The organism is Paenibacillus litoralis (genome assembly GCF_046244365.1).
Lineage (GTDB): Bacteria > Bacillota > Bacilli > Paenibacillales > NBRC-103111 > Paenibacillus_V.
In genome coordinates, this window is the sequence record NZ_CP176395.1 from 6,128,823 (window position 1) to 6,142,444 (window position 13,622).

The following is a 13,622-nucleotide window of genomic DNA, read 5'->3' on the forward strand; positions in this document are numbered from 1 at the left end:
CGGCATAGCAGTGTCTATTAACCTTTGAGCTCCGCGATGCGTGCGATCACCTTGTCGCGCTTGTCGGAGTAGTCGGCAAGCTTCGCCTTCTCGTCCTCGATCTTCTTGGCCGGCGCCTTCGATACGAAGTTCTCGTTGGCGAGCATTTTCTCGATGCGCTCGACTTCGCCGTGCAGCGTCTGAAGCTCTTTCTCGAGCCGCGCCACTTCCTGACCGATGTCGATCAATCCGGCAAGCGGGAAATACAGCTCGGCGCCGGTAACGACGGCGCTCATCGCCTTGTCCGGCGGCTGCAGCGCGCTGTCGATCTCGAGCAGCGAGGTTCCGCAGAAACGCTTCACGTACTCTTCGTTGCTTTGCAGAATGGCCAGCGTGTCGGCGTTAGCCGGCTTGATCAGCAGCTCGACCTTCTTGCTCATCGGCACGTTCACTTCGGCGCGAATGTTGCGCACTGCACGGATCGCGTCCATCAACAGCTCCATTTCGCGTACCGCTTGCTCCGCTTCGAACCGCTCCTCGTAGACCGGCCAGGAGGACAGCACGATCGTTTCGCCCTCATGCGGCAAATGCTGCCAAATTTCCTCCGTAATGAACGGCATGAACGGATGCAGCAGCCGCATCGTCCGGTCAAGCACGTAAGCGATGACCGCTTGCGCGTTCTTTTTGGCTTCCGCGTCGGTTCCATAGAACGAAAGCTTGCTGAACTCGATATACCAGTCGCAAAGATCGTCCCAGATGAAGTTGTACAAGAGACGTCCGGTTTCCCCGAATTCGTAGCTGTCGATCAGGCGCGTAACGTCTTTCACCGTCTCGTTCAGCCTGTGAAGAATCCAGCGATCGGCCGTCGACAAGCCGCCTTGACCGTCCGTTTGCGCCGCTTTCTCCAGCGTTGCCGTCACATCCGCAGCCGTAACGCCTTCCAGATTCATCAGGGCGAACCGCGAGGCGTTCCATATTTTGTTCGCAAAGTTGCGAGCCTGCTCGACGCGCTCGAACCGGTAGCGGAGATCTTGCCCCGGCGTGCTGCTCGTCGAAAGCATATACCGCATCGCATCGGCTCCGTATTGATCGATTACTTCAAGCGGATCGACGCCGTTGCCGAGCGACTTGGACATTTTGCGTCCTTCGGCATCGCGAACGAGCCCGTGCATCAGCACGTCCTTGAACGGAACTTGATCCGTAAACTCGAGTCCCGTAAAAATCATTCTGGCTACCCAGAAATAAATGATGTCATAGCCCGTAACGAGCAGGTTCGTCGGATAAAACCGTTGCAGGTCCTCCGTTTGCTCCGGCCAGCCAAGCGTCGAGAACGGCCAGAGCGCCGAGCTGAACCACGTATCGAGCACGTCGTTGTCCTGCTTCAGCTTCGAACCGCCGCATGCCGTACAGGACGTAACTTCCTCATGGGCAACATGCGTTTCGCCGCAGTCCTCGCAATACCAAGCCGGTATGCGGTGTCCCCACCAAAGCTGGCGGGAAATACACCAGTCGCGCACGTTTTCGATCCATTGCAAATATATTTTCTCGAAACGGTCCGGGACGAAATTGACGCCATTGCCGGACTTCTGCGCCTCGATGGCCCGCTCGGCGAGCGGCTTCATCTTGACGAACCACTGCGTCGACAAATACGGTTCGACAACCGCTCCGCTCCGCTCGCTGTGGCCGACCTGATGCACATGGTCCTCGATTTTGACAAGGACGCCAAGCTCTTTCATATCGGCTACGATCTGCTTCCGGCATACGAAGCGGTCCATGCCTTGATATTTGCCCGCGTTCGCATTCATCGTGCCGCTTTCGTCCATCACGAGCACCTGCGGCAGATCGTGGCGCTTGCCTACCTCGAAGTCGTTCGGGTCATGCGCCGGCGTAATCTTGACCGCGCCGCTGCCGAACTCCTTCTCCACGTATTCGTCCGCAATGATCGGAATTTCGCGGCCGATAATCGGCAGCACGATCATTTTGCCGATCATGTCCTTGTAGCGGTCGTCCTCCGGATGAACCGCTACGGCCGTATCGCCGAGCATCGTCTCCGGACGCGTCGTCGCCACCGTAATATGACCGGTGCCGTCAGCCAGCGGATATTGCAGATGGTACAGATTGCCCTGTACCTCTTTGTATTCGACCTCGATATCGGAAAGCGCCGTGCGTGCGGCCGGATCCCAGTTGATAATGTAATTGCCGCGGTAAATGAGCCCTTTCCGGTAAAGCTTGACGAACACTTCGCGAACCGCGCTCGAAAGTCCTTCGTCCAGCGTAAACCGCTCGCGGGAATAGTCGAGCGAGAAGCCCATTTTCCCCCACTGATCGCGGATCGTGCTCGCGTAATGCTCCTTCCACTCCCATACCTTCTCGAGAAACTTTTCGCGTCCGAGATCGTGGCGGGTAACGCCTTCCTCGCGGAGCTTCTGCTCCACCTTCGTTTGAGTCGCGATCCCCGCGTGGTCGGAGCCCGGAAGCCAGAGCGCGTCATAGCCCTGCATCCGTTTCGTGCGGACCATAATATCCTGCAGCGTAAAGTCGAGCGCGTGCCCGATATGCAGCATCCCGGTTACGTTCGGCGGCGGAATGACGATCGTGTAGGTCTCCGCGTCCTTGCGGCCGCCGGCAGCGAAATAGTTGCCCTTCAGCCAATATTCATACCATTTTTGCTCCGATGCCTTCGGATCGTACGTCGTCGGCATCGACAATGTTTTCGTTTCCTGCGCTTCGGTCATTGTCGCAATCCCCCTCAAATATTCCCCAAAAAGTGACGTAATGCTTTACAGCTGATTCCGGGTACTTTTCGGGGAGCCCCAAAAGATTTCCCCCAAAAAATAACGTGTTCCTTCGCACCGATCCCGGGTACTCATCGGGGAGCCCCGTTCCCCAAAGATGCCGGAAAAATCAAAAAACCTTTCGCCGCAAAGGACGAAAGGTTGAACTTCCGTGGTACCACCTTCATTTCGCGAACCGTTGCCGGACGCGACACTCAAGCACATAACGGCTGCTACCGGCGGATCGGGAACGTAACGGTTATGCACTCCAAAACAGCTCCTGTTCGAAACTCCATTGGCGAGCGCTAACGTACTTTCCATCCGCAACTCCCGGGCGACCTTCGGCGTAACCTTCCTGCGAAACCTCTCAGCGCTACCGGCTTCGCTCTCTGACAGGGGCTTATGCTTACTCTTCCCATTCGACGTTTTTCTGGCATTTTATTCAGTTATCTTTCCATATGATACCCGTAATCCGGCATAGAGTCAACGTTATGACATAAAATGTGCATTACCAGCATAGCCCAAACCCCCGCCCGCTTATACATGCCTGCAGCCCTCATTTTACTTCTCCCGGCGTAATCCCCCAATATTTGCGAAATACTTTAATGAAATAGCTGACGTCGCGGTAACCGGACAGCTTGGCCGCGTCCACCACCTTCATGCCGTCAGCCAGTCCCTTCATCGACAGCTTCATTTTGCGCTCCAGCACGTAGTCCGAGAACGCTTGACCGACTTGCTGCTTGAAGAGCCGGGATAAATAAGAGGAATTGATATACAGCTTATCCGCAACGCTCTGCAGCGAAATGTCTTGATCCAGATTCGCATCGACGAATGCCAGCATTCCTTTCACCGCATCATGGCAATGCATCGCATTGCGGCGGTTAACATGCTCGGCGATCCGGTTGACGGCCCCATGCAGCCAGCGGACGATATGCTCTCGCGTGGCCAGCTTCTCCGGCTGGCGCAAGCTGTCCGCGTATTCGCCGAGAGCTTCGCTAACGGGCCATCCCTGCCCTTGAACAGTACGGACAAGCAAGCTTGAGAAATAGAGAACATGCTCGAACGCTTCGTCGACCGAGCCTGCCGTGCCGATTCCGCGCACGACCAGCTCATCGATCGCTTGGTTAGCCAGTTCGGCGTTGCCCGCTTCGAGCGCGTGCATGAACCGCTTCTCGAGCATCGCATCTTGCGGAATGCTGTTCGACGGCCCCGGATCGTCCCGGAACGGAATCACGATGTCGTGTCCGTAGAGCACCCTCCCGCGAAGCGCGCGGCAAGCTTGCTCGTACGAACGGGAGATGTTCTCGGCTTCCGTTACCGGCATGCCGATGCCGGCGCTTGCGGTTACTTTCAATATTTCTTTGACGCAGCCGAGGAGCCGCGAGGCATGCTGTTGGACTTCGGCCATGAAGACATCCGGATCCATGTCCTCCAGATTTTCATACAGCAGCACCGTTCTCCCCTCCAAATCGGGAAAAACGATGCAGCCGTCATCCTGCGAATGATACTCTTCGGCCAGTTTCTTCAGCGTAAACTGCAGCAGCGCCGTGTCTTTGGCCGTAAACGACGTGCCCATATCCGGCAGCGGATCGGGATCGACGGCAACGACGGCAAACCCTTTTGCCTCAGCCAGCTCGATCCCCAGCTCGCGGCTTTTGCGACTGATCTCCAAGCTGTCGTATTTGCTTGATACCAGACTTTGATAGAAAAGCTCGCGCAACCGCGGCAAATGCTCCTCCCAGCGGCTCTGCAGCTCCGCTTGGTTATAATACTGCGCTCTTTCCTCGCGAAGCCGGTCGCGCGCTTCGAGCACGACCTCCAGCAGCTCCTCTTCGCCGGCGGGCTTGAGCAAATATTTGACGACGCCGAGCTCGATCGCTTCCTGCGCGTAACGGAAATCGTCATGTCCGCTCAAAATGATCAGCTTCGTCTGGGGCTGCCTGCCAGCGATATAACGTGCCACAGTCAATCCGTCCGCCTCCGGCATCTGGATATCGAGCATGGCGATGTCCGGCCGCGTTTGCTCGAACAAGCGGATCGCCTCTTTCCCGTTCTCCGCAACGGCGATCACCTCAATGCCGTGCTCTTCCCAAGGGATATGAGTCGCGATGTTCGTACGCAATCGGATTTCATCCTCCGCTATCAACAAGTTCATCGTCGCGCCCTCCTATCGGAATCCGTATCGTAATCGTGGTCCCTTCATCCTCCCGGCTGTCGATCTCCATCTCCGCCCGGCTTCCGTAATGCAGCTTCAATCTCGCTTTCACGTTCCACAAGCCGTAGGAAGTTTTCACCGCGCTTTTCGCTTCCGAAACGGCAAGCAGCGTGTCCGCGTCAAGCGACCTTAGCTGCTCCCTTAGCTGCTCCAATCGCTCAGGCGACATCCCTTTACCGTTATCCCGCACTCCCATAACAAGCGAACCGTCGCTTATCCCGCATGTCACAGTAAGCAGGCCGTCGCCTTGCTTTTTCTCGAGTCCGTGCAGAATCGCATTCTCCACCAGCGGTTGAAGCAGAAGCTTCAATACCGGCATATCCCGGCATTCCGCCTCAATTTCGAATCGGATCTCAAATATATCCATATAACGCAGCTGCTGGACGCGTAAATAATATTGCAAATGCTCGACCGTCTCCGAGACGGTAAGCATCTCTCTTCCTTTGCTGAGGCTAAGCCGAAAAAATTTGGACAAATTGAACACCATATCGCTTATTTCATGCGCCGCATAATTTTTGGCCGTCCAGTAAATCGCATCGAGCGTATTGTACAAAAAATGCGGATTGATCTGCGATTGTAAAAAATGCAGCTCCGTTTGCACGCGCATCAGCTGCTGTTCGTAAATATTTTTGATTAAATGCTTCTGCTCCCTCGCCATCTCGTTAAAGGAGCGCGTTAAAAATCCGAATTCGTCGTTGCGGCCTTCCGCGAGCTTCGCGTTCAAATTGCCTAACCGGATTTGCTTCATGCCGTGGGCGAGCGCGGACAAAGGCGCCGCAATACCCCGATATACGACCCATGAAATGATAAGCGCAAGCAAGACGCTGACAACGATAATCCAATACATGAGCATGCGCAGCTTATCCGTCTGCGTATATATAGCGGCTTTCGGCCGCTCCAGCTCAAGCGTCCAGCCCGTTCTCGCCCCCTTGACCGTTGCCGAAATGTAGGGGACGCCATCCACCGACACGCTGCCGACGCCGGGCTGTTCGCCCGAAGCCATCGCCGTCATCGTTTGAGGATCGGCTGACGTAACGACCAGCCTGCCTTCCTGATCGTACAGATGCGCCCTGTCGCCTTCCATTTGCAGCAGGTTTTTAACGAGCGAGAGCAGCTCGTTTTTTTTGACAGCCATGATCAGCACGTTATTGTTGGCGTTGCCGAACATGTTCATGCCCCTGACCAAGTAAGCGTCATTGCCGCTGAATAGCGTATCGTCCGGCGTAAAGCCCGCTTCTTCCTTCGACAAATAGAAAATCTGGTCCTTCCTGTTCTCAAGCGCCTGCCGGTACCAGGTTTGCTCCCGGTACAGCGGATTCGTCTTCGCGCCTATTTTGGACGATACCAGTAAGCCTGACGCGCCATGAAAAATATCGACATGCGAGACGAACGAATTGATCCCGTTGACGTTCGAAATTTGCGCAAGCACCTTTTGAAAATCAAGGAGCGAGGAGTTCGTCAGTTCGCTGCCTTCATAGAGCAAGTTTTGATTCAAACCCGGATCCGTCGAGAACAAAATCGAGAGCTCACCGATCCCGTTAACAGTCTGATCGATATAGGCCATCGCCGTCTGCATCGCGCTGTTCATTTGCTCGTTGACCTGCTTCTCCAATATCGTCCGCGATTTATACATCCCGTATAAGCTTATGGCAACGAGCGGCACCAGAATAAGCAGAAAATAACTGGTTAACCGGAATTGCGTCGATTGGAAAAACAATCCTTTCATTTTGCGCAGCCATCCCGCCATAGGTTCAACCCCCAGCATACCTAGCTTCAAGTAGAGGTTGTTCAAAAAGTCCCTCTCCTCCGCGATATCCATCCTTCCCGGTACCGGTAAGCCGACTTTTGGAACACTCCTTACTTGAGCGTATTCTGCCCGGAAAGCCGTTTTCCTGCTTGCGGGCGCTGCAGTCGTTGCGAGCGGATAACGTTTAGCCTTTTACGGCGCCGATCAGCATCCCTTTAATGAAATATTTTTGCAGAAACGGATAGACGGCGAGCACCGGCAATATCGCGACGACGACCGTCGCCATTTTGACCGTCTCGGGCGGCAGCGCGTTAAGCTCGGCCGCATTGACGATCTGCAGCTCCTGGCTGACATTCGGCGTCTGAATCATATTCCGCAGCACGACTTGAATCGGGTAAAGCGATTTATCCGTCAAGTACATAATACCGCCGAAATAGGCATTCCAGTGAGTAACTCCATAAAACAGTCCAAGCGTAGCCATGATCGGCATCGATAAAGGCAATATGATTCGTATGAGCGTCTGCATGTCGCTGCAGCCGTCCACATGAGCGGCATCCTCGATTTCGGGCGGCAAATTCTCGAAATACGTCTTCATAATCAGCATGTTGAAGGTAGAGACCAATCCCGGTATGATAAGAGCCCCTAACGTATTGGTCAAGCCGAGTCCGCTGACGACCAGATAGGTCGGAATGATGCCTCCGCTGAACAGCATCGTAAAGACGATGGCGAGCAAAATGGCGTTCCGGCCCGGCATCGCTTTCTTGGACAGCGGATAGGCGAGCAGCGCCGTAATGAGCAGGTTAAGCGCCGTACCGACGATCGTGACGATCGCCGACACCTTGAGCGCCTGCGGGATGCGCGGACTTGAAAAGATTTGCGTATACGCTTCAAAGGTCAACTTGCTGGGGATGATGACGAATCCTCCGTTTTTGAGCACCTCGGAGAACGGAGTGATCGACATGACCACGACGTAGTAGAGCGGAAACAAAGTCGACAAGGCGAACGCTCCAAGAGCTACGTAAAGCGCTGCGTCAACGACTTTGTCCGACTTTGTTTTATGCAGGACAAATGCCATGGTTACGCTCCTTTCCTTACCAGATTCCCGAGCCGCCGAACTTCTTGGCGATTTTGTTCGCGCCGATGACGAGCACGAAGCCGATAATCGACTTGAAGAAGCCGGTAGCCGCCGCCACGCTGAAATCAAGCTGCTCGATCCCTCGGCGGAATACCCAGGTGTCGATAATATCGCCGACCTCGTAAACGCGGGCGTTCTCGAAAATGTATATTTGCTCGAAGCCGGCATCGAGGATGCTCCCGAGCCTTAGGATAAGCAGCAGCACGACGACGTCGCGGATGCCCGGAAGCGTCACATGCCACATTTGCCTCCAGCGTCCTGCCCCGTCAACGACAGCCGCTTCGTACAGCTCCTGATTGATCGAGGCAAGCGCAGCCAAATAAATGATGGCGCCGAAGCCGGTATTTTTCCATAAATCGGTCAATATGATCAGCGGTCTGAAAAAGTCTTTATTCGTGAGCACATCGATCGAGCCGAGCCCATGATCGCGGAACCACGTACTGATTAAGCCGGAGTTGGGGGCCAAGAAGGCGAATGTCAGACCGAAGACGATAATCCAAGATAAAAAGTAAGGGCCGTACGTAATCGTTTGCACGATTTTTTTGAACCAGCGCACCCGTATTTCATTAAGCGCGAGCGCGAGAATGATGTCCGGCAGCATGTTGAAAATAATCCGGTATAAGCTGATAACGATCGTATTGCGCAGGATGATCGGAAAATCGGGCGTTTCAAAAAGCAGCTTGAAATTGTCAAACCCAACCCAAGGACTTCCCCAGATGCCTTTCATCAGATTGTAGCTTTTAAAGGCGATGACGAGGCCGCCCATCGGGACGTAATGAAACAATACGTAATACGCGATCCCGGGCAGCAGCATCAGGTAAAACCAGCGAAACCGGAAGACCGATCTCCACAACGGGTTTATTCGGATCGCATTCATGGCTTGCTCCTTTCGAATTCGGTAAAATGTGCGCGCAGCTTCTTCATGCATAGCCGGCTATCCGGAGATAACAACGGCGATGAAACGGAACGCTTCACCGCCGCAGATCGATTCCGACTATCCTTTATTCGAAAACATACGATTTCCCCTGTACCTTCGAAATTTGCTGCGCATAGGAGTCGAAAATATCTTTTCCTTTATACTTGCCCATCAGCTCTTGACGATAAGCCGGCCAGCCGGAAGAATCTTTGTCCTCCAGAAGCATTTTGGATACGACTTTGCGCATTTGCGTACGGAATGCCCCAAGGTCAAGACCGGTAGGCGGCGATACGTTCGTTCCGAGCGATTGGACGTATTTATACGACGTTATCTTTTTAACGACTTCCCTGTCGCGGTCGGTTTCGTTCGGATCGATTTTCTCAAGCCCCAGCACTTTCGGTTCGTCCGGCGTAAAGAAGGCATAGATGGCTGCAAAGTTGCCTTGATCGAGAATATCCTTTTTGTACGTCTCCGCATTGATTTTGACTTTGTTGCCTTCTTTCGTGTAATGCACGCCGCTCTGACCGTAATGCGTCAGTAGGAAGCCTTCCTCGCTTGCGAGCCAATCCAGGATTTCGATGCTTCGCTTGATTTTGGCATCGGTCGTTTTGGCGCTGAACAGGAACGGATTTCCCGGGAGCGCTTCATAGCCGACTCCGGCGCTCGCGAACGGATGGAACGGCTGCCAGTCAACCTTATCCGCTTTCGCTTTATCGTCTTTCAAAATATCTTTCGTTTTCTTCTGCACGCTGTTCGCTCCGTTATCGAAAGCGAAATCCTTCGTCGCCCCGTACACGATACCGGCTTTGCCGGCAGCGGCTTTATTGACATTCTCCGGCGCTTTTTGCAGAAACCAGTCCGGATCTACGATTTTCATGCTAAGCACGTTGCGGATGTCGTCCATGACTTTTCCGACGCGAATGTCGCTCTGCGAATCGATGAATTTGCCGTTGTCCAGGATGAAGCCCGCGACCAGTCCGTTTTTGCCGTACTCCGGCCATTCCATGCTAACGGTCGTACCGCCTCCAGCCGTCGTAAAGCCGAACGTATCGTTTTTGCCGTTGCCGTCAGGGTCTTTCTCCGTAAAAGCTTTCATCACATTAATCATGTCGTCGTACGTTTCGGGCACTTTGAGGCCCAGCTTGTCGAGCCAGTCTTTGCGGACGTAATAGGACACGTATTGCTGCTTCGGAAATGGGATCGGGGCTCTTTTGAACACATCCTGAATCTGATAACGTTTTAGCTCGTCCTCCTTGACCCATTTGAAATAGTTCGGCATCATCTTCGGCGTTACATAATTCGTCATGTCCATAGGCACGCCGTCAAGGATGTATTTATTGGAAGCCACGCCGTCGATCATAAACATGTCCGGCGTGTTGCCCCCTGCGACAAGCAGGTTCATTTTGTTCGTATATTCGTCGCCTATTTGCATGTGCGTCATTTGGAGGTCCACATTGAACTTTTCATCGATCGCTTTTTTGATAAAATCTTTCTCTTTTGGCGGCAGCGCGTAATTGTTCGGCGCATTCACAAACCAGCTCAGCGTAAGCTTCTCGGATTTGGCCGGAGCCGGCGAAGCGGACCCTGAAGCCGAAGGACTGGAGGATGCCGCCCCCTTGTCGTCGTTCTTTGTTGAGCTGCAGCCTGTAACGGCCAAACTGATAAGCAGCGTACCCGTTATTCCTGTTTTCCATGCCCGCATATAAAGCCCTCCCCTATATGTTGTAACCGATTACAATAATAATGATAGTATAGCCGACTCCTAAAAAACAGAAAACGATGATGACATTCACATAGGAATCTGATGACATTACGCGAGGCGGGTTTCGCTTATCCGGCTTAGGCACGAATGGATTTACACGGATCATATTCGATTAGGACCCTCTGTCGTGCGGGAAATACTCACATCCGCCTTAAGCGGAAAAGCAATCGGCATATCCGTGCTTGTCCTCGTCATAAAATGGAGATAACCGAAACCGCAATCCGGCGAAAGCCGGTTTTATTCGTTAGAAACAAAGGAGGGCCGATATGCAAAAGTGGTGGTGGAAACTCCGGTTCACATTAAAAGCGTGCTTGCTCCCGATCATCGTCTTTCAGTTTATCCGCACGCTTCTGCTGCCCAACCCGTTCGACGTGCTCATTTTGTTTATGCTGTTCCTGTTATATATCGGACTGCTGTTCGATTGGTTCTGACGGAGCGAAAGAAGTCGGCAGGGATTCACTCAACGTTCTTCCAATGAGAAACGGCTTCGTATGCGTTCCGAGATTCGCAACAAAAAACGCGTTCCGAATACGGAACGCGTTCCCATTTGTCCTTGATTTCATTACGGGATATAGATCACTTGACCTTCTGCGAGAGGCTGGCTCCCCAGACGGTTATACAGCACGATTTCACGCGGATTGATCTGGTAACGATCGGCAATCGACTCGACCGTCTCTTCTTTCTGCACAATGCATATGCGCACGCGCTTGAATTGTTGCTCGTTATTGTTAGCGCTAAGCAGCTTCTTCCACTCGATCGAATCCCTGCTGTGATCCGTTGCCACAGCAGACGCCGCATCGGCGTTTCCTGACGAAGGACCGCGAGACTCGGACTTCAAGGCGATCGACTTCAAATGATGCAGGTGCTCGAATTCGCCTGCCGGCTTGCCGGTAAAAGCGATTTTCAGCTCCTTCTTGTCTTCTTCGGTCTCCGGTTGCGGTTGAGAGACGGAAGGCTCCGACAGACGGGCTCGTTCATCTGCATATGTAGACTCGTCAAGCCGTCCGGATATTGGAGCTCCGCTCTCATTCTGCCAGGCGGCTTCCTGCTGCCGTTGCGGTACTATGTCGCTTGGCGGTTGCCACACCGTTTCCTGCACAGGCTCCTGCCATTCGCTTCTCCGGGCTTCCTGCGCCGCTTCCTCCACAGGCTCCTGCCATTGGATACTTCGGGCTTCCCGAGCCGCTTCTTGCACAGGCTCCTGAAGCTCGCCGCTTCGGGCTTCCCACTCAGCTTCCTGCACAGGCTCCTGAAGCTCGCTGCTTCGGGCTTCCCACGCAGCTTCCTCCACAGGCTCCTGCAGCTCGCTGCTTCGGGCTTCCCACGCAGCTTCTTCCACAGGCTCCTGAAGCTCGCTGCTTCGGGCTTCCCACACAGCTTCTTCCACAGGCTCCTGCAGCTCGCTGCTCCGGGCTTCCCACGCCGTACCCGGCTCCGCCTGCCGCTCCTGCACTTCGCCGCGCGCCGAGATGTCGCCGAAACCCGTCTCATGGACGAAGACGACTTCCTCTTCCTCGCGCCACCCGTTCGTATCCGCCGTCGTCAGCTCTATGCCTGCCAGCGAAAGGACGCCCGTGACATTCATACTTCGGGACGACAATAAATCGAAGTCGAAATTCTCAATCTCCACCGCAACATCTTCCATCCGGTGCACACGGTTCATCGGCAGCGTAATTTCAACGGGAATAAAATGCTCAAGCGAAAGGAGCTGATCATCCTCATCGCCCACATATTTGCCTGTCAGCCACAAATTCCCTTTCAATACCGCTTGGTCGCCTTCCGTACGCACCTGGATTTGTGGAAGCAGCTCGATTTCATCCAGCTCTTTGATTCCTGCAAGTTCATCCGAAAGATGCACACGCTCATAAATGTCAAAACGTAATCCGGCTTGCTGCCCCGCCACGCAAACCCCTCCCTTCAAGTGTTTCCCGAGCCATGAATCGTCCCTTGAAACGAAGCGGACCTCCTTGCATCGTATCGGCTGCAACAAGCTATCCGATACCGCGTATCCGCTCCGTCTTGACGACAACAGCATGCGTTCCCGTCAAGCGGTCTCTATTCATGTATATGGGCAAAAGGGAGGGAGCATGCCTATATTTTTCACTTGTCCCGCTTAAGCTTCCGATAGAGTTCCAGCAGATCGTCCGGCCATGCGGCCTCTACCTTTACCTCTTCCCCTGTCAGCGGGTGTCCGAAAGAGAGAGCGGCTCCATGCAGCGCTTGCCGGCCGATCAGCTTATCCGGCCCGCCATACAGTACGTCGCCTAACAGCGGATGCCCCAGATGGCTCATATGCACGCGAATCTGATGCGTCCGCCCCGTTTCCAGTCTCAATTTTACTAGAGAAACGCTGCCCAGCGCTTCGAGCCTCTCATAATGCGTAACCGCCGGATCCCCGTTACGGCTGACCCGCCGCTTCGAGCCGTGATGACGGTCCTTGCCGATCGGCGCATCGACCGTCCCCGTCCGATCGCGAACGCTTCCGCTGACGAACGCGATATACGTCCTGCCGATCGCTTTGCGCCGCATCGCCTCGTCGAATACCAGCTGCGCAAGCTCGTTCTTCGCATAAAGAACGGGACCGGTCGTCTGCTCGTCCAGCCTGTGAATATGACGCACCCTGCAGCGCTCTCCCTTGCAGGCGTAATAGCCGGCGACGGCGTGAGCCAGCGTTCCCCGCTGCCCGCTCGATGCGGGATGAACGGCCATACCGGCCGGCTTACCGACGACGAGACAAAAATCGTCTTCGTACAGCACCTCCACCTCCCGCCAATCGTCCGCCCATTCGTCCGCATACCGGTCCGTTTCCTCCGGAAACAGCCGAAGCCGCATTTTAGCGCCTTGAATACGCACGCCATCCGTATCGATCAGCTTCTTCGCGAACCCGGCCGGCAGCAAGCCGCTCAGCGCTTCGATCGCGGGAAGTCCCGTCCGGTCAGGCCCCAGCGTCAGCTCCAGCCACTCGCCTTTGCGCGTGTACGTTTTCATCGCGACCGCTTCGCAGCCGCAAACAGAATCAGCCCGAGCAGCATAGCGAAAAAGCCGGCTAGCACCAGCAAATCGAACGGGAAGCCCCAAAAATTATATTTACTCA

General features: G+C 54.4%; 9 protein-coding genes and 1 other annotated feature. Of the genes, 1 reads left to right on the forward strand and 8 read right to left on the reverse strand.

Annotated elements, in window-relative coordinates; genetic code table 11:
* Positions 1-17: 17 nt before the first annotated feature.
* From ACKGJP_RS25980 to ACKGJP_RS26005, 6 genes are all read right to left on the reverse strand, one after another.
* Positions 18-2,714: a valine--tRNA ligase gene (locus tag ACKGJP_RS25980; protein WP_409341686.1), complete on the reverse strand. Its 2,697-nt coding sequence runs from the start codon at positions 2,712-2,714 to the stop codon at positions 18-20.
* 186 nt (positions 2,715-2,900) lie between these two features.
* Positions 2,901-3,185 (reverse strand) — a binding site (T-box leader).
* Positions 3,186-3,309: 124 nt separating this feature from the next.
* Positions 3,310-4,908, reverse strand: coding sequence for a response regulator (locus tag ACKGJP_RS25985; RefSeq protein WP_409341687.1), 1,599 nt, complete (start codon positions 4,906-4,908; stop codon positions 3,310-3,312).
* Complete coding sequence (locus ACKGJP_RS25990; RefSeq protein WP_409341688.1) at positions 4,883-6,760, reverse strand: sensor histidine kinase; 1,878 nt, start codon at positions 6,758-6,760, stop codon at positions 4,883-4,885. The genes ACKGJP_RS25985 and ACKGJP_RS25990 overlap by 26 nt, the downstream gene beginning before the upstream one ends.
* A 139-nt stretch (positions 6,761-6,899) precedes the next feature.
* Complete coding sequence (locus tag ACKGJP_RS25995) at positions 6,900-7,790, reverse strand: carbohydrate ABC transporter permease (RefSeq protein WP_409341689.1); 891 nt, start codon at positions 7,788-7,790, stop codon at positions 6,900-6,902.
* 16 nt (positions 7,791-7,806) lie between these two features.
* Complete coding sequence (locus ACKGJP_RS26000; RefSeq protein ID WP_409341690.1) at positions 7,807-8,727, reverse strand: ABC transporter permease; 921 nt, start codon at positions 8,725-8,727, stop codon at positions 7,807-7,809.
* 124 nt (positions 8,728-8,851) lie between these two features.
* Positions 8,852-10,468, reverse strand: a complete 1,617-nt coding sequence (locus ACKGJP_RS26005) for a hypothetical protein (RefSeq protein WP_409341691.1) — start codon at positions 10,466-10,468, stop codon at positions 8,852-8,854.
* 326 nt (positions 10,469-10,794) lie between these two features.
* On the opposite strand from ACKGJP_RS26005, the gene ACKGJP_RS26010 reads away from it, so the two are divergent.
* On the forward strand, positions 10,795-10,959 hold the full coding sequence (locus ACKGJP_RS26010; protein WP_409341692.1) for a hypothetical protein: 165 nt from the start codon (positions 10,795-10,797) through the stop codon (positions 10,957-10,959).
* 131 nt (positions 10,960-11,090) lie between these two features.
* Here the strand turns inward: ACKGJP_RS26010 and ACKGJP_RS26015 are convergent, their stop codons facing one another.
* Together ACKGJP_RS26015 and ACKGJP_RS26020 are read right to left on the reverse strand one after the other, a co-directional pair.
* The gene (locus tag ACKGJP_RS26015; RefSeq protein WP_409341693.1) at positions 11,091-12,431 is read right to left on the reverse strand and encodes a LysM peptidoglycan-binding domain-containing protein; all 1,341 of its coding nucleotides are present in this window, start codon (positions 12,429-12,431) and stop codon (positions 11,091-11,093) included.
* Positions 12,432-12,628: 197 nt separating this feature from the next.
* A complete protein-coding gene (locus ACKGJP_RS26020) occupies positions 12,629-13,516 on the reverse strand; it encodes an RluA family pseudouridine synthase (RefSeq protein WP_409341694.1) in 888 nt (295 codons plus the stop codon).
* Positions 13,517-13,622 lie beyond the last annotated feature (106 nt).